This is a genomic window from Stutzerimonas stutzeri, from assembly GCF_002890915.1.
In the GTDB taxonomy this organism is placed as follows: domain Bacteria; phylum Pseudomonadota; class Gammaproteobacteria; order Pseudomonadales; family Pseudomonadaceae; genus Stutzerimonas; species Stutzerimonas stutzeri_AF.
This window is the reverse complement of record NZ_POUT01000018.1, coordinates 35,551-53,966: the sequence shown is the minus strand read 5'-3', so window position 1 is coordinate 53,966 and position 18,416 is coordinate 35,551. Positions and strand designations below refer to the sequence as shown.

At 66.2% G+C, this 18,416-nt stretch carries 22 protein-coding genes; 15 read left to right on the top strand and 7 right to left on the bottom strand.

Annotated elements, in window-relative coordinates; translation table 11 throughout:
- Positions 1 to 252: 252 nt before the first annotated feature.
- The 5 genes from CXK94_RS20965 to CXK94_RS20945 form a co-directional block, all read right to left on the bottom strand.
- Positions 253 to 471, bottom strand: a complete 219-nt coding sequence (locus CXK94_RS20965; RefSeq protein ID WP_037041244.1) for a Nif11-like leader peptide family natural product precursor — start codon at positions 469 to 471, stop codon at positions 253 to 255.
- Positions 472 to 633: 162 nt separating this feature from the next.
- Positions 634 to 1,731 (bottom strand): molybdenum ABC transporter ATP-binding protein, encoded by a 1,098-nt coding sequence (gene modC, locus CXK94_RS20960; RefSeq protein WP_102895754.1) that lies wholly within the window; start codon positions 1,729 to 1,731, stop codon positions 634 to 636.
- A gap of 12 nt (positions 1,732 to 1,743) precedes the next feature.
- Positions 1,744 to 2,424 carry a molybdate ABC transporter permease subunit gene (gene modB / locus CXK94_RS20955; RefSeq protein WP_102895753.1) on the bottom strand — a complete coding sequence of 227 codons (681 nt, stop codon included), beginning with the start codon at positions 2,422 to 2,424 and terminating at the stop codon, positions 1,744 to 1,746.
- A 6-nt stretch (positions 2,425 to 2,430) separates the two neighbouring features.
- Positions 2,431 to 3,183 carry a molybdate ABC transporter substrate-binding protein gene (gene modA, locus CXK94_RS20950; protein ID WP_102895752.1) on the bottom strand — a complete coding sequence of 251 codons (753 nt, stop codon included), beginning with the start codon at positions 3,181 to 3,183 and terminating at the stop codon, positions 2,431 to 2,433.
- Positions 3,184 to 3,194: 11 nt separating this feature from the next.
- The gene (locus tag CXK94_RS20945; RefSeq protein WP_042921129.1) at positions 3,195 to 4,001 is read right to left on the bottom strand and encodes a TOBE domain-containing protein; all 807 of its coding nucleotides are present in this window, start codon (positions 3,999 to 4,001) and stop codon (positions 3,195 to 3,197) included.
- A gap of 396 nt (positions 4,002 to 4,397) precedes the next feature.
- On the opposite strand from CXK94_RS20945, the gene CXK94_RS20940 reads away from it, so the two are divergent.
- From CXK94_RS20940 to CXK94_RS20890, 11 genes are all read left to right on the top strand, one after another.
- Positions 4,398 to 4,721, top strand: a complete 324-nt coding sequence (locus CXK94_RS20940; protein ID WP_011912526.1) for a HesB/IscA family protein — start codon at positions 4,398 to 4,400, stop codon at positions 4,719 to 4,721.
- Between the two features lie 61 nt (positions 4,722 to 4,782).
- Complete coding sequence (nifU, locus tag CXK94_RS20935; protein ID WP_102895751.1) at positions 4,783 to 5,721, top strand: Fe-S cluster assembly protein NifU; 939 nt, start codon at positions 4,783 to 4,785, stop codon at positions 5,719 to 5,721.
- Between the two features lies 1 nt (position 5,722).
- Positions 5,723 to 6,931 carry a cysteine desulfurase NifS gene (gene nifS, locus CXK94_RS20930; RefSeq protein ID WP_102895750.1) on the top strand — a complete coding sequence of 403 codons (1,209 nt, stop codon included), beginning with the start codon at positions 5,723 to 5,725 and terminating at the stop codon, positions 6,929 to 6,931.
- A 40-nt stretch (positions 6,932 to 6,971) separates the two neighbouring features.
- On the top strand, positions 6,972 to 8,117 hold the full coding sequence (gene nifV, locus CXK94_RS20925) for a homocitrate synthase (RefSeq protein ID WP_102895749.1): 1,146 nt from the start codon (positions 6,972 to 6,974) through the stop codon (positions 8,115 to 8,117).
- Positions 8,114 to 8,857 (top strand): serine O-acetyltransferase, encoded by a 744-nt coding sequence (gene cysE / locus CXK94_RS20920; protein WP_102895748.1) that lies wholly within the window; start codon positions 8,114 to 8,116, stop codon positions 8,855 to 8,857. The genes nifV and cysE overlap by 4 nt, the downstream gene beginning before the upstream one ends.
- 12 nt (positions 8,858 to 8,869) lie before the next feature.
- Positions 8,870 to 9,409, top strand: a complete 540-nt coding sequence (locus CXK94_RS20915) for a hypothetical protein (protein WP_102895747.1) — start codon at positions 8,870 to 8,872, stop codon at positions 9,407 to 9,409.
- Positions 9,406 to 9,753 (top strand): nitrogenase-stabilizing/protective protein NifW, encoded by a 348-nt coding sequence (nifW, locus tag CXK94_RS20910; RefSeq protein ID WP_102895746.1) that lies wholly within the window; start codon positions 9,406 to 9,408, stop codon positions 9,751 to 9,753. The genes CXK94_RS20915 and nifW overlap by 4 nt, the downstream gene beginning before the upstream one ends.
- Positions 9,754 to 9,772: 19 nt before the next feature.
- The gene (locus CXK94_RS20905) at positions 9,773 to 10,243 is read left to right on the top strand and encodes a nitrogen fixation protein NifZ (protein ID WP_042921139.1); all 471 of its coding nucleotides are present in this window, start codon (positions 9,773 to 9,775) and stop codon (positions 10,241 to 10,243) included.
- On the top strand, positions 10,233 to 11,111 hold the full coding sequence (gene nifM, locus CXK94_RS20900; RefSeq protein WP_037041222.1) for a nitrogen fixation protein NifM: 879 nt from the start codon (positions 10,233 to 10,235) through the stop codon (positions 11,109 to 11,111). The genes CXK94_RS20905 and nifM overlap by 11 nt, the downstream gene beginning before the upstream one ends.
- Positions 11,108 to 12,424, top strand: a complete 1,317-nt coding sequence (gene clpX, locus CXK94_RS20895; protein ID WP_102895745.1) for an ATP-dependent Clp protease ATP-binding subunit ClpX — start codon at positions 11,108 to 11,110, stop codon at positions 12,422 to 12,424. The genes nifM and clpX overlap by 4 nt, the downstream gene beginning before the upstream one ends.
- A 199-nt stretch (positions 12,425 to 12,623) precedes the next feature.
- Positions 12,624 to 13,166, top strand: coding sequence for a flavodoxin (locus CXK94_RS20890; RefSeq protein ID WP_102895744.1), 543 nt, complete (start codon positions 12,624 to 12,626; stop codon positions 13,164 to 13,166).
- A 236-nt stretch (positions 13,167 to 13,402) separates the two neighbouring features.
- Here CXK94_RS20890 and CXK94_RS20885 read toward each other — a convergent pair whose 3' ends face one another.
- A complete protein-coding gene (locus tag CXK94_RS20885; RefSeq protein ID WP_102895743.1) occupies positions 13,403 to 14,671 on the bottom strand; it encodes an OmpP1/FadL family transporter in 1,269 nt (422 codons plus the stop codon).
- Positions 14,672 to 14,859: 188 nt separating this feature from the next.
- Positions 14,860 to 15,705 carry a sulfurtransferase gene (locus CXK94_RS20880; RefSeq protein ID WP_102895742.1) on the bottom strand — a complete coding sequence of 282 codons (846 nt, stop codon included), beginning with the start codon at positions 15,703 to 15,705 and terminating at the stop codon, positions 14,860 to 14,862.
- A gap of 198 nt (positions 15,706 to 15,903) precedes the next feature.
- Here CXK94_RS20880 and rnd point away from each other — a divergent pair, with 198 nt between their 5' ends.
- The 4 genes from rnd (at position 15,904) to CXK94_RS20860 (ending at position 18,398) form a co-directional block, all read left to right on the top strand.
- Complete coding sequence (gene rnd / locus CXK94_RS20875; RefSeq protein WP_102895741.1) at positions 15,904 to 17,028, top strand: ribonuclease D; 1,125 nt, start codon at positions 15,904 to 15,906, stop codon at positions 17,026 to 17,028.
- Entirely contained in the window at positions 17,025 to 17,318 is a 294-nt protein-coding gene (locus CXK94_RS20870; protein ID WP_102895740.1) for a YcgL domain-containing protein, read from the top strand. Before rnd ends, CXK94_RS20870 begins: the two co-directional genes overlap by 4 nt.
- Before the next feature lie 85 nt (positions 17,319 to 17,403).
- Positions 17,404 to 17,820 carry a hypothetical protein gene (locus CXK94_RS20865; protein ID WP_037044696.1) on the top strand — a complete coding sequence of 139 codons (417 nt, stop codon included), beginning with the start codon at positions 17,404 to 17,406 and terminating at the stop codon, positions 17,818 to 17,820.
- Positions 17,821 to 17,948: 128 nt separating this feature from the next.
- Positions 17,949 to 18,398, top strand: a complete 450-nt coding sequence (locus CXK94_RS20860; RefSeq protein WP_102895739.1) for a YcgN family cysteine cluster protein — start codon at positions 17,949 to 17,951, stop codon at positions 18,396 to 18,398.
- Positions 18,399 to 18,416 lie beyond the last annotated feature (18 nt).

Here is an 18,416-nt window from a genome sequence, read left to right as displayed (position 1 = left end):
TCGTATAACTGAACAGCTCGTTTTGTTTGAGGTCGAGTCCACGCATCGGCTTGGGCTGGCTTCGGCAGAAGAGGATGGCCGCCATTTTGCCAGAGCCACGCGGGCTCTGGCTTTTTTCAACGGCCTGCTAGCCTGATTTATGAACGTCATCGAGGTGGGCTGAAGCCCACCCTGCTGTACTGAAAAGCATCGCCCTGGGGGCGGGCCTCCCACAAAAGCAGTTCCGTAGGGTGGGCCGGGCGGCGTTCCGTTTCAGGCCCGCAGCAGCGCCTTGGCCATCTTCGGCGACAGCTGGGCTTCGCTGAATTGCGGCTCGTTCGGCGGATAGAGCAGGTCCTCGATGATGCTGTAGCCGTGTTCCTTGCCGAGGGCGATCACGTCGCGGACCTTTTCACAGGCCTTGAGTTTTTCGCCGAGCGCCGGGTCGTTCAGGGCTTGGTTCGAGAAGGCTTGGATTTCCTTGATGGACATAGGGTTCTCTCTGTTGCGATGACTGGAACCAGCGCCGAACGGCTGGCGAGGCATGCCATAGCAACATCGATGCCTGAGATCATTCCATTGAATATCAATGGCTTATGATGTTTTGACGGGCTGCCGATTGTCGTATTGGCGACAATCGGACAACAGCCGGGCTCAACCCAGCAGGGCCACGGCCTTGATCTGTGCCCACAGCGTCAGCCCGGGAGCGATGCCCAACTGGTCGGCCGAGCGGCGAGTGATGCGCGCCAGCAGCGGCGTGCCGCCGGCATCCAGGCGCACCAGCACGTGGGCCGGGGTGTCTGCCGCGACCAGCGCTTCGACTCGCGCCGGCAGCAGGTTGGTGATGCTGCTGCCCTCGGCACGGGTCAGCGCCAGGCTGACGTCGCGGGCATGCACGCGAAAGCGCAGGCGCTGGCCGAGCGCTTCCGGCCGCTGCGCCACCAGCACCTCGCCGCCGGGGAAGGTCAGGCGGGTCAGGTGGTAGGCGTCGTCGTGTTCGGCCACGTGGGATTCGACCACCACGCCGGCGTCCTCGCCGAGGGCGGTGGGCAGGTCCAGTCGTGCCAGGGTTTCGCGCAGGCCGCCGGCGGCTACCGCCCGGCCCTGGTCGAGCAGCACCACGTGATCGGCCAGCCGCGCCACTTCGTCCGGCGAATGGCTGACGTAGAGCACCGGGATGTCGAGTTCGTCGTGCAGGCGTTCCAGGTAGGGCAGGATTTCGTTCTTGCGCTTGAGGTCCAGCGCCGCCAGCGGTTCGTCCATCAGCAGCAGGCGCGGGCTGGTGAGCAGGGCGCGGGCGATGCCGACGCGCTGGCGCTCACCCCCGGACAGCGTTCCCGGCAGGCGCTCCAGCAGGTGTTCGATGCCCAGCAGCTTCACCACATGGTCCCAGTCGACCCGGCGCTGGGCGGCCTTGACCCGGCGCAGGCCGTATTCCAGGTTGCGCCGTGCCGTGAGGTGCGGGAACAGGCTGGCTTCCTGGAACACATAACCCAGGGCGCGCTCGTGCGTCGGGACGAACAGCCCGCGCGCACTGTCCTGCCAGCGTTCGCCGTTGACTTCCAGGTACGCCTCGCCGGCGCGCTCCAGGCCGGCGACGCAGCGCAGGCAGGTGGTCTTGCCCGAGCCCGAGTGGCCGAACAGCGCCGTCACGCCGCGGCCAGGCAGGGCGAGGTCGACGTCCAGTTCGAATCCGGACCAGGCCAGGCGGAAGCGGGCGCGGATCTGTCCGGTGGTTGGTGAGTCGTTCATGCACGAATCCCTTCAATTGAGCCCGGGCTTGACACGACGGCTGGAGTACAGCGCCAGCAGCACGCAGAAGGAGAACACCAGCATGCCGCCGGCCAGCCAGTGGGCCTGGGGGTACTCCATGGCCTCGACGTGATCGAAGATCTGTACCGAGACCGTGCGGGTGACGCCGGGGATGTTGCCGCCGATCATCAATACCACGCCGAACTCGCCGACGGTATGGGCGAAGCCGAGGATCGAGGCGGTGACGAAGCCCGGCCTGGCCAGCGGCAGCACTACGCTGAAGAAAGTGTCCCAGGGACTGGCGCGCAGGGTGGCGGCCACCTCCAGCGGGCGCTCGCCGATGGCCTCGAAGGCGTTCTGCAGCGGTTGCACGACGAAGGGCATGGAATAGAACACCGAGCCCACCACCAGCCCGGCGAAGGTGAAGGGCAGCAGGCCCAGGCCGAGGCTCTGGGTCAATTCGCCCACCGGGCCGTGCGGGCCCATGGCGGTGAGCAGATAGAAGCCCAGCACGGTCGGCGGCAGCACCAGTGGCAGTGCCACCACTGCGCCGAGCGGCCCCTTGAGCGGCGAACGGGTACGCGCCAGCCACCATGCCAGCGGCGTGCCAATCAGTAACAGTAGTGCGGTGGTGAGGCTGGCCAGCTTGAAGGTCAGCCAGATCGCTGCGAAATCGACGCTGTCGAGCATCATCGCGGTTCAGTCCAGCTCATAGCCGTAGGCGCGAATCAGCACGGCGGCGGTATCGCCCCTGAGGTAGTCGAGCAGCGCCTGTGCCGCCGGGTTGCCCTCGCCATGGCGAAGCAGCAGGGCGTCCTGGCGGATCGGCGCGTGCTGGTCGGCCGGCACCACCCAGGCCGAGCCGCGGGCGATGCGACCGTCCTTGGTCACCTGGGACAGCGCGACGAAGCCCAGCTCGGCGTTGCCACTGGCGACGAACTGGTGGGCCTGGGCGATGTTCTCGCCCTGCACGAAGCGTGGCTGCAGCCGTTCGCGCAGGCCCAGGCGCTCGAGGGTTTCCAGTGCTGCGGCGCCGTAGGGGGCGGTTTTGGGATTGGCCAAGGCCAGGTGACGGAAGTCGCCGTCGGCCAGGATGCGCCCCTGCGGATCGACATAACCCTCGCGCGCCGACCACAGCACCAGGCTGCCGATGGCATAGGTGAAGCGGCTACCGGCGACGCCGGAACCCTCGTCCTCGAGTCGTGCCGGTGTGCTGTCGTCGGCCGCCAGCAGGATGTCGAAGGGCGCGCCATTGTTGATTTGCGCATAGAACTTGCCGGTGGCGCCGAAGGCCAGCACGGCGCGGTGGCCGGTGTCGCGGGCGAAGGCGGCGGCGATTTTCTGCATCGGCGCGGTGAAGTTGGCCGCCACGGCGACCTGCACGTCGTCGGCGATGGCGGTTAGTGGCAGGCCGAGCAGCAGGGCGGCGCAGAAGCGGCGGACGGGGTGCATGGCGACTCCTTTCAATCGACGGCGATGATGACGTGGGATGCCTTGATCAGCGCGGTGCAGGGCTGGCCCAGGGCCAGGCCGAGCTCTTCGGCGCTCTCGTTGGTGATCACGGCGCTGAGGGTGCGGTTGCCCGGCAGCAGCAGCTTGACCTCGCAGTTCACCGCGCCCGGCATCAGCGCGCTGATGGTGCCGGTGAGGCGATTGCGGGCGCTGATCTTCACGTCAGGATCGGGCGAGAGCAGCACGAAGCTGGCCTTGATCAGCGCCATGGCGGTATTGCCGGGCGCCAACTGCAGTTCGTCGATGCTGTCGTTGGTCAGCGTGGCGCTGATGCACAGGCCTGCGCCGATGTCCAGGCGCAGGCTGCCGTTGACGGCACCCTTGTCGACGGCGGTGATGCGGCCGCGGAATTGATTGCGTGCACTGGTCTTCATGGCGATGGCCCTCAGCAGCCGGTCGATGTCGTCGAAGCCTTCGATGCCCTCGGCGACCTGGGCGAGAAAGCGCTCGTATTCGGCCTGCATGCGCCGCCATACATGGAGCATCTCGCGGCCGAAGTCGGTCAGGCGCGTGCCGCCGCCCTGGGCGCCGCCGGCAGAGCAGATCACCAACGGCCGCTCGGACAGGTTGTTCATGGCATCCACTGCATCCCAGGCGGCCTTGTAGCTCAGCTTGATGGCCTTGGCGGCGCGGCTGATGGAACCGGTGGCCTCGATCTGCTCCAGCAGGTCGATGCGCTTGCCGCCCAGATAGCCCTTCTCGCCCCGGTTGAACCAGAGCTGGCCGTCGATGCGCAGGGGTAGGTCCGCTTCGTTCATGTCGTTTCCTCGGGCTCCGGCTCTGGGCCTGGGCCTGGAGCAAGCAAGAATGCATCCAGTCCTTTGTTTTCAAATAAATTCATGAAAATCAAAAGGTTAATGCTTTCATGGGAACTCTGTGGGCTGTCTGGAAGATGACATTGTGTGATTCGCTATATCGTTTTGTATATAGCGCTACAGAGGTATTCCGGCCAGCCCGAGGAACCGCGGCCTGGTGTGTCGCAAAGCCGACATTGCGCCCCATGCGTACCGTTCGCGACAGCGGGAAGGTCGTGCGATGAATCTATATGTATTTGAAAAATAATTGTTTTTCAGCTTGGCAAGGCTGGGCATGGGCGTTGCAGAAGTACCTGTGCCGGGTGGCCAGATCGCCGCCACAGCCGAGGAGACATGCCGATGATTACCCTGACTGAAAGCGCCAAGAGCGCGATTAACCGCTTCATCAGCAACGCCGACAAACCCACCGCCGGCTTGCGCATCCGCGTCGAGGGCGGCGGCTGTGCGGGGCTGAAGTACAGCCTGAAGCTGGAAGAGCAAGGCCTCGACGGGGACCAGCAGGTCGACTGCGGCGCCTTCACCGTGCTGATCGACGACGCCAGCGCACCGCTGCTCGACGGCGTGACCATGGACTTCGTCGACAGCATGGAAGGCAGCGGCTTCACCTTCGTCAACCCGAACGCCAGCAGCGGTTGCAGCTGCGGCAAGTCCTTCGCCTGCTAAGCGCCACTCGAGGCGGCCGGCCACGACCGGCCACCCAGCATTCACCGGGAGATCAGCCGTCATGTGGGATTATTCGGAAAAGGTCAAAGAACACTTCTACAACCCGAAGAACGCCGGCGCCGTGGCCGAGGCCAATGCCGTCGGCGACGTCGGTTCGCTGAGCTGCGGCGATGCCCTGCGGCTGTCGCTGAAGGTCGATCCGGACACCGACGTGATTCTCGACGCCGGCTTCCAGACCTTCGGCTGCGGCTCGGCGATCGCATCGAGCTCGGCGCTGACCGAGATGATCAAGGGGCTGACCGTCGACGAGGCGCTGAAGATCAGCAACCAGGACATCGCCGACTTCCTCGATGGCCTGCCGCCGGAGAAGATGCACTGCTCGGTGATGGGCCGCGAGGCCTTGCAGGCGGCGGTGGCCAACTACCGCGGCGAAACCCTCGAGGACGACCACGAGGAAGGCGCGCTGGTGTGCAAGTGCTTCGCCATCGACGAGGTGATGGTGCGCGAGACCATCCGCGCCAACCGGCTCTCCAGCGTCGAGGACGTGACCAACTACACCAAGGCCGGCGGCGGTTGCTCGTCCTGCCACGAAGGCATCGAGCGGTTGCTGGTCGAGGAACTGGCCGCGCGCGGCGAGATCTTCGTCCCGGCCGGTACCGGTGCCAAGGCGGCGAAGAAGGCCAAGGCGCCGCTGGTGACCCTGGAAACTCCGCAGGCGGCGCCCGCTGCGCCGCGCATGACCACCCTGCAGCGCATCCGCCGCGTCGAGCGCGTGCTCGAATCGATCCGCCCGACCCTGCAGCGCGACCACGGCGACGTCGAGCTGCTGGATGTCGAGGGCAAGAACATCTACGTCAAGCTGACCGGCGCCTGCACCGGCTGCCAGATGGCCAGCATGACGTTGTCCGGCATCCAGCAGCGGCTGATCGAGGAACTCGGCGAGTTCGTCAAGGTGGTCCCGGTCAGCTCCCCGGCCCACAGCGCGATGGCGGAGGTGTGAGATGAGCGGCATCTATCTCGACAACAACGCGACCACCCGTGTCGATGACGAAGTGGTGCAGGCCATGCTGCCGTTCTTCACCGAACAGTTCGGCAACCCCTCGTCGATGCACAGCTTCGGCAACCAGGTCGGCATGGCGCTGAAGAAGGCGCGGCAGAGCGTGCAGCGGCTGCTCGGCGCCGAGTACGACTCGGAAATCGTGTTCACCTCCTGCGGCACCGAGGCCGATTCCACCGCGATCCTCTCGGCGCTCAAGGCCCAGCCCGAGCGCAAGACGATCATCACCACGGTGGTCGAGCACCCGGCGATCCTCAGCCTGTGCGACTACCTGGCCGAGGACGGCTACACCGTGCACAAGCTCAAGGTGGACAAGAAGGGCCGCCTGGATCTGGGCGAGTACGCCGCGCTGCTCGGCGACGACGTGGCCATCGTCTCGGTGATGTGGGCCAACAACGAGACCGGCACGCTGTTCCCGGTGGAGCAGATGGCGCAGATGGCCGACGACGCCGGGGTCATGTTCCATAGCGATGCGGTGCAGGCGGTCGGCAAGGTGCCGATGAACCTCAAGGACAGCGCCATCCACATGCTCTCGCTGTCCGGCCACAAGCTGCATGCGCCCAAGGGCGTCGGCGTGCTCTACCTGCGCCGCGGCACGCGCTTCCGGCCATTGCTGCGCGGTGGCCACCAGGAGCGCGGGCGCCGCGCCGGCACCGAGAACGCGGCGTCGATCATCGGCCTGGGGGTCGCCGCCGAGCGCGCGCTGGCCTTCATGGAGCACGAGAACACCGAGGTCCGGCGCCTGCGCGACAAGCTCGAGGCCGGCATCCTCGCCGCGGTGCCCTATGCCTTCGTCACCGGCGATCCGGGCAATCGCCTGCCGAACACCGCCAACATCGCCTTCGAATACATCGAGGGCGAGGCCATCCTGCTGCTGCTGAACAAGGTCGGCATCGCCGCCTCCAGCGGTTCGGCCTGCACCTCCGGGTCGCTGGAGCCGTCCCACGTGATGCGCGCGATGGACATTCCCTACACGGCGGCCCATGGCAGCGTGCGCTTCTCGCTGTCGCGCTACACCACCGAGGAGCAGATCGACTATGTGATCCGCGAGGTGCCGCCGATCATCGCCCAGTTGCGCAAGCTGTCGCCCTACTGGAGCGGTAACGGCCCGGCCGAGGCAGTGGGCGATTCGTTCGCACCGGTCTACGCCTGACGATCGTCTGACCGCGGCGCCATCGCCGAGGAGGTTCAGCATGTCCATCGTGATCGACGACACCACCCTGCGCGACGGCGAACAGAGCGCCGGGGTCGCCTTCAGCGCCGAGGAGAAGCTCGCCATTGCCCGCGCCCTGGTACAGCTCGGCGTGCCGGAGCTGGAGATCGGCATTCCCAGCATGGGCGAGGAGGAGTGCGAGGTGATGCGCGCCATCGCCGGGCTCGCCCTGCCGGTACGGCTGCTGGCCTGGTGTCGGTTGTGCGACAGCGACCTGCTGGCCGCCTGCGGGACCGGCGTCGGCATGGTCGACCTGTCGCTGCCGGTCTCGGACCTGATGCTGCAGCACAAGCTTGGCCGCGACCGCGACTGGGCGTTGCGCGAGGTCGCGCGACTGGTGGGTGCGGCGCGCGACGCCGGGCTGGAGGTGTGCCTGGGCTGCGAGGACGCCTCGCGCGCCGATCCGGAGTTCATCGTTCGCGTGGCGGACGTCGCCCAGGCCGCCGGCGCGCGGCGGCTGCGCTTCGCCGACACGGTGGGGGTGATGGAGCCGTTCGCGATGCACGAGCGCTTCCGCTTTCTCGCCGGGCGCCTGGATCTGGAGCTGGAAGTACACGCCCACGACGACTTCGGCCTGGCCACGGCCAACACCCTGGCGGCCGTGCGCGGCGGCGCCACGCATATCAACACCACGGTCAACGGCCTCGGCGAGCGCGCCGGCAACGCCGCGCTGGAGGAGTGCGCGCTGGCGCTCAAGCACCTCCACGGCATCGACTGCGGCATCGACGTGCGCGGCATTCCCTCGATCTCGGCGCTGGTGGAGCAGGCTTCCGGACGCCAGGTGGCCTGGCAGAAGAGCGTGGTCGGTGCCGGGGTGTTCACCCACGAGGCGGGCATCCACGTCGACGGGCTGCTCAAGCACCGGCGCAACTACGAGGGGCTCAACCCCGATGAGCTCGGGCGCAGCCACAGTCTGGTGCTGGGCAAGCATTCCGGCGCGCACATGGTCGAGCTGAGCTACCGCGAGCTGGGCATCGAACTGCAGCAGTGGCAGAGCCGGGCACTGCTCGGCTGCATCCGCCGTTTCTCCACGCAGAACAAGCGCAGCCCGCAGAGCGCCGATCTGCAGGGTTTCTACCAGCAGCTGTGCGAACAAGGCCTGGCCCTGGTCGGAGGTGCCGCATGAACCTGTACCGCGAATGCCGCGACGATGTGCGCTGCGTATTCCAGCGCGACCCCGCCGCGCGCTCCACGCTGGAGGTGCTGACCACTTATCCGGGGGTGCACGCGATCATGCTCTACCGCCTCGCGCATCGCCTGTGGTGCCGCGAGTGGCGTTATGCCGCGCGCCTGCTGGGCTTCCTCGGGCGGCTGCTGAGCAACGTCGACATCCATCCCGGGGCCCGCATCGGCGCACGCTTCTTCATCGACCACGGCGCCGGGGTGGTGATCGGCGAAACCGCCGAGATCGGCGACGACGTCACCCTCTATCACGGCGTGACCCTGGGCGGCACCAGCTGGCGCAAGGGCAAGCGCCATCCGACCCTGGGCGACGGCGTGCTGGTCGGCGCCGGGGCGAAGATCCTCGGGCCGATCAGTATCGGCGCCAATGCCCGGGTCGGCGCCAACTCGGTGGTGGTGCAGGACGTGCCGGACGGCTGCACGGTGGTCGGCATCCCCGGCAAGGTGGTACGCCTGCGCGAGGCTGGCCGGCCCAACGTGCATGGCATCGACCTCGACCATCACCTGATCCCCGACCCGGTGGGCAAGGCCATCGCCTGCCTGCTGGAGCGCCTGGACAGCCTGGAGAAGCAGGTCGAGCAGGGCGGCCTGGTCGCCGCCGGCAGCCAGCAGCGGCGCTACCAGGAATGCCAGCCGGACAACAGCCTGTGTGAAAACGATTGTCCGGCCATGGCCGGGCGCTGACGGAGCACGCCCATGGACCTGCAGGATTTCGACGGCGCCGGCCTGTATTTCGACGAGCCGCGCCAGCCGCGCGTCGCGGCACTGCTGGACGAGGCGTCGGCGCAGTACGCCACCGGCACGGCGGAGCAGCCGCTGCTGGCGGCTCAGGCGCTGGCGCCGGGCGATCTCAGCGTGCTGGTCGGGCTCTACCGCTTCTACTTCTACCAGCATCGCCATGCCGATGCCTTGGCCATCGCCGCGCAGGTCCTGCAGGTGGTCGCGCCGCGCCTGGGGCTGCCTTGTGACTGGCGTGCACTGGATAGCAACTGCCTGGCACGCGTGGCGCCCGACGCCATCGGCCTGCTGCGTTTTCATCTGCTGGCGCTCAAGGGCGCTGGTTACCTGAGCCTGCGCCTGGGCCTGTTCGGCGAGGGCAAGGCGATGCTGAGCAAGGTCGCCGAGCTCGATGCGGACAACCGCCTCGGCGCGCGCCTGCTGCTCGATGTGCTGGCGGCCAACAGCGCCGCCATTTTCACCTTTCCCCCTGCTGCCACCGTGGAGACACGCCCATGAGCGAACAAGCCGCCGAACCGAACCTGGACGGGCCCCTGGACGAAGCGCTGGAAGAGCTGGTATCCGCCGAGGATTTCCTGAACTTCTTCGGCGTGTCCTTCGTGCCGTCGGTGGTACAGGTCAACCGCCTGCACATCATGCAGCGCTATCACGACTACCTGTGTCAGGCCGGCGACATCGAGCACCTGCAGGATGCCGTGCGGTATGCGGTGTATCGCAAGCTGCTGGTACGCGCCTACGAGGATTTCGTCGCCTCCGATGCGCAGACCGAAAAGGTCTTCAAGGTCTTCCACATGCACGAGCCGCAGACGACCTTCGTGCCCATCGATCAACTGCTGGGCTGACCCGCGGGAGGTGAGCGCCATGAGTCTGCCGCTCTACGAATATGGCCAGGCCGTCAGGCTGATCCGCAACGTACGCAACGACGGCACCTACCCCGGCAAGGACACCGGCGCCCTGCTGATGCGCCGCGGTGCGGTGGGTTGCGTCTACGACGTCGGCACCTACCTGCAGGATCAGCTGATCTACCGCGTGCATTTCCTCGATCAGGGCTGCACGGTGGGCTGCCGCGAGGAGGAGCTGATTCCCGCGTCGGACCCCTGGATACCCAACCTGTTCGAGTTCCGCGACCAGGTGGTCGCCACCCGCAGCCTGGCCGTGCGCGGCGAGGTGGTGGTGGAGCAGGGCCGCACCGGCAGCATCGAGAAGGTGCTGCGCGACCTGCCCGGCGGCATCCAGTACCACGTCTATTTCGGCGACGGCCGGGTGCTTCAGGTGCCCGAGACGAGCCTGGCCTGGGCCGACGCGCAGGCGGGAGGCGAGCATGAGCATTGATCTGGTCACCGGCGAGGATGCCCGCTACCAGCTGCTGAAGGTCGCCCACGAGCGTTTCGGCTGTGCCCCGGCCGCCCTCAGTTCGCCACAGCGTGAACAGGCCGAGCGCATCGTCGGTCGCCAGCTGCAGCTGGAGAACGCCGTGCTGCACAGTGCCGAGGCCTGCGGTGTGGTGATCCCGGACGAGCAGGTCGCCGATGCCTGGGCCGAGATCGCCGCCCGCTACGAGGACCCGCTCGCGCTGCACAAGGCGCTCGACGACAGTGGCCTGGACGAAGCCGGCCTGCGCCAGCTGCTGGCCCGCGAACTCAAGGTCGAAACGGTGCTGCAGCGCGTCTGCGCCGGGCTGCCGGAAATCACCGATACGGATGTCAGCCTGTACTACTTCAATCATCCGGAGCGCTTCGTGCGGCCCGCCACGCGCCTGGCGCGGCAGATCCTGATTACCGTCAACGAGGATTTCCCGGAAAACAGCCGGACCAGCGCCTGGCGCCGCATCAACCTGATCGCCGAGCGCCTGTTGCGCAAGCCGCAGCGCTTCGCCGAGCAGGCGCTCAAGCATTCCGAATGCCCTTCGGCGATGGAGGGCGGAAGTCTCGGCCTGGTACGCCCCGGCGTGCTCTATCCGCAGCTGGAGGCCTGCCTGTTCGCCCTGCGCGCAGGCGAGATCGGCCCGGTGGTGGAGACGCCACTGGGCTTTCATCTGCTGTTCTGCGAGGCGATCCATCCGGCGGGCCAGTTGTCGCTGCAGGAGGTCTTGCCGCACCTGCGCGAGAAGCTCCGCGCCCGTCAACACGCGCGGCACCAGCGCGCATGGCTGGCCGGTTTGCTGCAGTCCGCCCCAACCTCACCGGAGTCGCTGCCATGACTGATACCGACAAGCCCTGCTGTTCGTTCTGCGGCGCGGAAAAATCGCCGACGGTGCCCTTGATCGCGGGTAACGAAGGCCGGATCTGCGAGGCCTGCGTCAAGCTGGCCCACCAGGTGGTGACCAGTTGGGGGCAGCGGCGCCAGGCCCAGCAACTGGCACCGCAACTGCTCACGCCGGCGGCCTACATGCAGCACCTGGACGAGTCGGTGATCGGCCAGGACGAGGCCAAGGAAACCCTGGCGGTGGCGGTCTACAACCACTACCTGCGCCTGCTCAACTGCACCCGCGAGCCGGTCTGCCAACTGGGCGGCACGGTCGAGCTGGAGAAGTCCAACATCCTCATGGCCGGCCCTTCGGGCACCGGCAAGACGCTGCTGGTGCGCACCCTGGCGCGCATCCTCGGCGTGCCCTTCGCCTCGGCCGATGCCACCACCCTGACCCAGGCCGGCTACGTCGGCGACGACGTCGACAGCATCATCGCCCGCCTGCTGGAAGCCGCCGGTGGCGATGTGCAGAAGGCGCAATGGGGCATCGTCTATATCGACGAGGTGGACAAGCTGGCACGGCGTGGCGGGGGCGGCACGGCGGTGCGCGACATCTCCGGCGAAGGCGTGCAGCAGGCGCTGCTCAAGCTGGTCGAGGGTAGCGAGGTGCGCATCGGCAAGGGGGGCCGGCGTGGCGAACACGGCGAGGAGCAGGTGGTGGATACGCGCAACATCCTGTTCATCGCCGGCGGCGCCTTCCCGGGCCTGGAAACCCTGGTCGGCAGCCGTGTGCATCCACGCGGCAGCGCGATCGGCTTCCATGCGCGGCCGCAGCAACAGACGCCGTCGCTCAACGAGCTGCTGGCGGCGCTGTTGCCGGACGATCTCCATGAGTTCGGGTTGATTCCGGAGTTCATCGGCCGCTTCCCTATCATTACCTTCCTCCGCGAGCTGGATCACGCGACGTTGCTGCGCATCCTCAGCGAGCCGCGCAACGCGCTGGTCAAGCAGTACCAGCAACTGTTCGCCTACCAGGGCGTGAAGCTGGAGTTCAGCCCGGCGGCGCTCAGCCATATCGCCGACCAGGCGCTGCTGCGCCGCACCGGCGCGCGCGGGCTGCGCGCGGTCATGGAGGGCGCGCTGCAGCGCACCATGTTCGAGATGCCGGCGCAGCCGCAGCTGCGCAGTTGCCTGCTCGACCTCGACGGGGAAGGTGGCGAACTGGTGGTGCTCAGGCAGTTCGACGAGCACCTGGACGCGCAGGCCGATGCCGCTCGGCCGGCTATATCGGCGGGGGCACGCGCGCTGCTGAGGGTGGATGGCTGAATGTCGCAATACCGACAGCGGCGCGCAGCTGACGGCCGCCGGCTGTACGCTTTGCTACAGCCTATCCGTGCTTAAAGTCGTTTGTTTTCAATTGCTTATAAGAATTTATCGGCTGGCGTGCTTCCTGCTAGAAGTCTTTTGCCGAGCGGGTGCGGACCCTGCGCGGTGTTTATTCATCCAACAGCAATGAGGTGGCGTGATGGCCAGGATCGGACTTTTCTTCGGCAGCAACACGGGCAAGACGCGCAAGGTCGCCAAGATGATCAAGAAGCGCTTCGACGACGACACCCTGGCTGATCCGCTCAACGTCAACCGTACGAGCGCAGAGGATTTCGCCGCCTATTCGCACCTGATCCTCGGCACGCCGACCTTGGGCGAGGGGCTGTTGCCGGGGTTGAGCGCCGATTGCGAGAACGAGAGCTGGGAGGAGTTCCTGCCGCAGATCGAGGGGCTGGATTTCAGCGGCAAGACCGTGGCCCTCTTCGGCCTAGGCGACCAGGTCGGCTATGCCGACGAGTTCCTCGACGCCATGGGCGAGCTGTATGAATTCTTCAGCGAGCGCGGCGCCACCCTGGTAGGCGAGTGGCCGACCACGGGCTACGAGTTCACCCACTCCGAGGCGGTGGTGGAGGGCAAGTTCGTCGGGCTGGCGCTGGATCTGGACAATCAGAGCAACCTGACCGAGGAGCGGCTGGACGGCTGGCTGCGGCAGATCGCCCCGGCCTTCGACTTGCCGTTGTGAACGGTCGTTGAGCTTCGTTCGGTTGCAGCCACGCATTGGGCGTCGCGCGGCGAAAAACGGTGCGACGCCGATACGAAAAGCTCCGGCGAGACCGTAATGCTGTTTAGATAAGCACAGAGAGTATTTGTAGGAGCGCGCCATGCGCGCGAATCGCGGGCGTGGCCCGCTCCTACAGATCCAACATCCAGCTTGTCGTCAAGTGAACAGCATTACGGCGAGGCCGGGGTTTTCTTGCATCAGAAGCGGTAGCTCAGGGCAGCGCCGAAACCGTGGGCGCTGTTTTCATAAGTGGAGCTGTAGGCTCCGCGAGAGCTATTCACACGGTCTACCTTGATGTCCTCTTCCCATAGGTAGGAATAAGCCAGGTCAACAGTCACGTCCTCGGTCGGATTCCAGGCCAGCCCGACACTTATGGCAGTGCGATCGCCGGACGGGATGCGTGGCGAACGATGGACGTTGTTGGTCGGGCTCTGGTCGAAGGCCAGACCGCTGCGCAGGGTCCAGGTGCGGTTCAGCTTGTAGGCGGCGCCTAGGGCATATGACCAGGTGTCGTGCCAATCCTGCTCTTCGATGATGGGTTGCAGGGTCGGCGGCAGCAGCGGCGACATTCCCTCGTTCTCGATGACAATCGCTTCGAAGCGGCTCCAGCGCGTCCACATCGCACCGGCATAAAGCGTCCAATCGTCGTTCAGTTCGTGGGTCAACGACACATCAACGGATTCGGGAGTGGTCAGGTCCAGTGAGGCATCGTACTTGGTCCCGGAGAACGGGCCGAAGCCGCTGCCGGATATCTTTGTATCGCCTTCGAGCGTGTACTCCACTTTCGAATGGTAGGTCACGCCCATGCGGGTATGGGGGGTGAACTCGTAGAGTACGCCGAGGTTGAAGCCGACGGCGGTGTCATCGCCCTTGACCTTGACCCGACCATCGTTGGCACCTGGGGTGGCTGGGTTGAGTGTCGCGCTCTGCAACTCGCCATCGATGCGGTTCAGTGTCGGCCCGAAGCCAATCGACAATTGTTCGTTGAAGCGATAGCTGACAGTCGGCTGCACGGTAACCACGCGGACTTCGCTGTAGTCGCCGAAATAGCGGCCCTGGAAGCCGCCTTCGTAGTCGGTGATCAGGCCGAACGGTACGTAGACACCAACGCCCACGGCCCATTTGTCGTCGATCGGTTTGACGTAGTACCCCATCGGTACCGCCGTGAAAGGCACCATGTCACCGTCGTTGGAGCCGGTGCCAGGAAAACTGCTGGCATCGTCGATATCGCTCTTGGCATGAATCGCCGCCACACCGAAACTGACTTCCTCGCGCTTGAGGCGCGACATGCCGGCGGGATTGCCGAACAGCGTGGTGGCGTCGTCGGCAGAAGAAGAGCGGCCAGCGAAGGAGGTGCCCATGCCGCTGATGCTCTGTTCGTTGAGGGCGAAACCGGCTGCCATGGCCTGGCTGGACAGAACCCCTGCGGCTACCGCGGCTGCGGTCTTCAACCATGTTGTTTTCATTGTTGTACTACTCCGGGATGAAAGCGGGTCGGAACCTAGCAACTTTCTCGGACAGGTAGCAAGATAATGAATTGCAATTTTTCGTAAACCTGACGACGATCGGTCGTGAAAACAGAGCAAACTTCGGTGAAAACCGAACGGCCTGTTTGTGACCGGTCGGCCAGTTTTCGTGCATCGCCGCCTTTTCGTCAGGCGATCGGCCTCCGTGGGTCGGTGATCCATTCGCTCCAGGATCCCGGATACAGCGCAATCAGCGGGTAGCCGGCCAGGCTGAGGGCGAACAGGTTGTGGCAGGCCGTCACGCCGGAGCCGCAGTAGGCCACCGCGGCCTGTGGCGGCCGTTCGCCGAGCAGCCCGGCGAAGCGCGCATGCAACTGCGCAGGGCTCAGGAAGCGGCCGTTGGCGTCCAGGTTGTCGCCGAAAGGCGCGCACAGGGCGCCGGGGATGTGCCCGGCGATCGGGTCGATGGGTTCCACCTCGCCGCGATAGCGCGGCAGGGCGCGGGCATCGAGCAATGTCAGCTCGGGGCTGGCGAGGCGTTCCTCGAGTTGTGGGGCGTCGACGACCAGTGCCGCATCCGCCTGGCCATTGAAGGTGCCTCGCCGGGGGGCGGGAACTGTCGTGTCCAGCGGCAGGCCAGCTTCGCGCCAGGCAGCGAGGCCGCCGTCGAGCAGGTAGAGTCCGTCGCGCTTGCCCAGCCAGGCCAGCAGCCACCAAGCGCGTGCGGCGAAGGCGCCGGGGCCGTCGTCGTAGAGTACCACCTGGCTATCGTCATCCAGACCCCAGGCCTGGAGCCTGGCGAGCAACTGCTCCGGCTCCGGCAGCGGGTGACGGCCCGTCTTGCCGGGGACCACCGGGCCGGAAAGGTCCTTCTCCAGATCGGCGAAGCGGGCGCCGGGTATGTGCGCCGCGGCATAGCTGCGCTGGCCGTAGGCGGGATCTTCCAGCGCGAAGCGGCAATCCAGGACCAGCAGCTGCGGGTCCTGCAGGCGGTCGGCGAGCTGCGTTGGGCTGATCAGTTGGGCTAGCGGCATGGGGCGGGGCTCCGGCAGAGAACGAGTCCGAATAGTAGGCGCTGTTGGCGCCCGGCTGCGAGCCGTGACGAGAGCAGTGGGCGATTTCCGGTCGGATGGCCTGCTTCCGGTCATGAACGCCCGATGGGCATGGAGCACGATATATACTGCGCGCCTCGTTCGGCCGCGCGCCGGTCGTCAGCCGAAAAGGAGGGCCGTGTGGCCATCGAAACGCAATGGGTCCTGGATGATGAACATCTGGCCCGCCTGTGCGCCGAGTGGCGCCAGCTGCCCTACGTGGCAGTGGATACCGAGTTCATGAGGGTCGATACCTTCTATCCCATCGCTGGCCTGGTGCAGGTGGGCGACGGCCGGCGCGCCTATCTGATCGACCCGTTGAGCGTGCGCGACTGGTCGCCCTTCGCCGGCGTGCTGGAAGACCGGACGGTGGTCAAGGTGCTGCATGCCTGCAGCGAGGACCTCGAGGTGCTGTCGCGCCTGACCGGCCGCCTGCCGCAACCGCTGTTCGACACCCAGTTGGCGGCCGGCTATCTGAACCTGGGGTTTTCCATGGGCTACTCGCGCCTGGTGCAGAGTGTGCTCGGGCTCGAACTGCCCAAGGGCGAGACGCGCTCGGACTGGCTGCAGCGGCCGTTGAGCGACATGCAGGTACGCTATGCTGCCGAGGATGCCCAGCATCTGGCCGAGCTCTACGAAGCCCTGCTGCCCAGGCTTTCCGACGACAAGCGGGCCTGGGTGCTGGAGGACGGCGCCGAGCTGGTGGCCAACCTGCAGCGTGAAACCGACCCGGACGAGGCCTATCGCGAGGTCAAGCAGGCCTGGCGGCTCAAGCCGCAGCAGCTTGCCGTGCTGCGGGTGCTGGCGGGCTGGCGCGAACGCCAGGCGCGGGCGCGCAACCAGCCGCGCAACCGGGTGCTGCGCGAGGCCAGCCTGTGGCCGCTGGCGCGTACCCAGCCGCGCGACCTGGTGGCGCTGGCGCGTATCGAGGACATGCATCCGCGCACCGTTCGCCAGGACGGGGAAACGCTGCTGGAACTGATTCGCCAGGCCGCGGCCACGCCCGAACAGGACTGGCCGGCGCCGCTGCCCGAGCCGCTGCCGCTGGAGGTGTCGGGCCTGTTGAAGAAACTGCGTGCGGTCGGCCAGCGCGAGGCCAAGGCGCTGGATATCGCGCCGGAGCTGATGCTGCGCAAGAAGACCCTCGAGGCGCTGCTCAAGAGCGGCTACCCTGACGGCCCCTACGAACTGCCCGATTCCCTGCGTGGCTGGCGCCGCGCGCGAATGGGGCATGCCCTGCTCGATGTCCTGGAAAAGCGACCATGAAACGCATCTGCTCTATCTACAAAAGCCTGCGCAAGAACGAGATGTACCTGTATGTCGACAAGCGCGATGCCCTCAAGCGTGTGCCGGAGGGATTGCTCGCGGCGTTCGGCCCACCGCAGCTGGCCTTCGAAATGCTGTTGACCCCCGAGCGCCAGCTGGCGCGCGAGGATGCGGCCAAGGTGCTGGCCAATATCGAGAAGCAGGGTTATCACCTGCAGATGCCGCCAGCCGAGGACGAGTACATCGAGCACCTGCCCGAAGAGCTGTTGCGCATGAACGATCCGCTGTAGGCGATCACGCCAGGACTGACCGCGGACAAGGAATCGGGCCGAAATCAGGCCTATGCTCGGGCGACGTGTACAAAGGAGATGGCTCATGAAAACGCGTTCCTGGATACTCGGCTCCATCCTGGCTGGCCTGGCACTGACTGCCCATGCGCAGCAGGCGCCGGACTACGACAACCAAGCCTGGCAGCAGCACTGGCAGAAGATGCAGGAGTACCGTCAGGCCTGGCAGGCTGCGAAGACGCCGGAGGAGCGGCAGAAGCTTCGCGACGAACACTGGCAAAGCATGCAGTCCGGCTTCGGCATGATGGGCGGCTGCCCGATGGGTGGGCCCGGCGCTGGCATGGGCAAGCAGGGCGGCAAGCCTATGCAGGGCGGTATGGGTGGCATGGGCGGTGGGCGCATGATGGGCGCGCCTTCCAAGGAAATGCTGGATATGCGCATCCAGCACATGGAGCAGATGCTCGAGCAGATGCGCAGTCATCGCGAACTGCTCGACAAGTCCTGACGAGGCCGAGGCTGCCCATCGCCTCGCGGGGCAGCCTCGCATCTTTCCGGGCGACCGGCTGGCCGCCCGCTATTGGCCGGTCATCCGCCAATGGCTAGACTTGCCGTTTTACCGGTAGTGACACCTTCATGGCGGCCAAAGTCGAACCCTTCTGGAAACGCAAAACCCTTGCCGAACTCGACCCCACCGAGTGGGAGTCGCTGTGCGATGGCTGCGGACTCTGCTGCCTGCAGAAACTCGAGGACGAAGAGGACGGTGCCGTCTATTACACGCGCATCGCCTGCAAACTGCTCGACCTCGAGAGCTGCCAATGCAGCGACTATGCGAATCGGCGCGCCAGCGTGCCGGATTGCATCCAGCTCAATGCCGCGGACGCCGCGCAATTCAAATGGCTGCCGCCCACCTGCGCCTACCGCCTGGTCGGCGAGGGCAAGGACCTGCCGCTCTGGCACCACCTGGTCTGTGGTGATCGCGAGGCGGTGCACGCCGAGCGTATTTCGCAAGCCGGGCGGATGCTCGCTGAAGGTAGCGTTGCGGAAGAGGACTGGGAGGAGCATCTGATTTTTCGTGCCGGTTGAATCAAACCGCCGTTCACA

Bases quoted from the DNA above. Each gene is read 5' to 3' on its own strand.
- CXK94_RS20965 (WP_037041244.1), bottom strand. From the start codon at position 471: ATGTCCATCAAGGAAATCCAAGCCTTCTCGAACCAAGCCCTGAACGAC.
- modC (WP_102895754.1), bottom strand. From the start codon at position 1,731: ATGAACGACTCACCAACCACCGGACAGATCCGCGCCCGCTTCCGCCTG.
- modB (WP_102895753.1), bottom strand. From the start codon at position 2,424: ATGATGCTCGACAGCGTCGATTTCGCAGCGATCTGGCTGACCTTCAAG.
- modA (WP_102895752.1), bottom strand. From the start codon at position 3,183: ATGCACCCCGTCCGCCGCTTCTGCGCCGCCCTGCTGCTCGGCCTGCCA.
- CXK94_RS20945 (WP_042921129.1), bottom strand. From the start codon at position 4,001: ATGAACGAAGCGGACCTACCCCTGCGCATCGACGGCCAGCTCTGGTTC.
- CXK94_RS20940 (WP_011912526.1), top strand. From the start codon at position 4,398: ATGATTACCCTGACTGAAAGCGCCAAGAGCGCGATTAACCGCTTCATC.
- nifU (WP_102895751.1), top strand. From the start codon at position 4,783: ATGTGGGATTATTCGGAAAAGGTCAAAGAACACTTCTACAACCCGAAG.
- nifS (WP_102895750.1), top strand. From the start codon at position 5,723: ATGAGCGGCATCTATCTCGACAACAACGCGACCACCCGTGTCGATGAC.
- nifV (WP_102895749.1), top strand. From the start codon at position 6,972: ATGTCCATCGTGATCGACGACACCACCCTGCGCGACGGCGAACAGAGC.
- cysE (WP_102895748.1), top strand. From the start codon at position 8,114: ATGAACCTGTACCGCGAATGCCGCGACGATGTGCGCTGCGTATTCCAG.
- CXK94_RS20915 (WP_102895747.1), top strand. From the start codon at position 8,870: ATGGACCTGCAGGATTTCGACGGCGCCGGCCTGTATTTCGACGAGCCG.
- nifW (WP_102895746.1), top strand. From the start codon at position 9,406: ATGAGCGAACAAGCCGCCGAACCGAACCTGGACGGGCCCCTGGACGAA.
- CXK94_RS20905 (WP_042921139.1), top strand. From the start codon at position 9,773: ATGAGTCTGCCGCTCTACGAATATGGCCAGGCCGTCAGGCTGATCCGC.
- nifM (WP_037041222.1), top strand. From the start codon at position 10,233: ATGAGCATTGATCTGGTCACCGGCGAGGATGCCCGCTACCAGCTGCTG.
- clpX (WP_102895745.1), top strand. From the start codon at position 11,108: ATGACTGATACCGACAAGCCCTGCTGTTCGTTCTGCGGCGCGGAAAAA.
- CXK94_RS20890 (WP_102895744.1), top strand. From the start codon at position 12,624: ATGGCCAGGATCGGACTTTTCTTCGGCAGCAACACGGGCAAGACGCGC.
- CXK94_RS20885 (WP_102895743.1), bottom strand. From the start codon at position 14,671: ATGAAAACAACATGGTTGAAGACCGCAGCCGCGGTAGCCGCAGGGGTT.
- CXK94_RS20880 (WP_102895742.1), bottom strand. From the start codon at position 15,705: ATGCCGCTAGCCCAACTGATCAGCCCAACGCAGCTCGCCGACCGCCTG.
- CXK94_RS20870 (WP_102895740.1), top strand. From the start codon at position 17,025: ATGAAACGCATCTGCTCTATCTACAAAAGCCTGCGCAAGAACGAGATG.
- CXK94_RS20865 (WP_037044696.1), top strand. From the start codon at position 17,404: ATGAAAACGCGTTCCTGGATACTCGGCTCCATCCTGGCTGGCCTGGCA.
- CXK94_RS20860 (WP_102895739.1), top strand. From the start codon at position 17,949: ATGGCGGCCAAAGTCGAACCCTTCTGGAAACGCAAAACCCTTGCCGAA.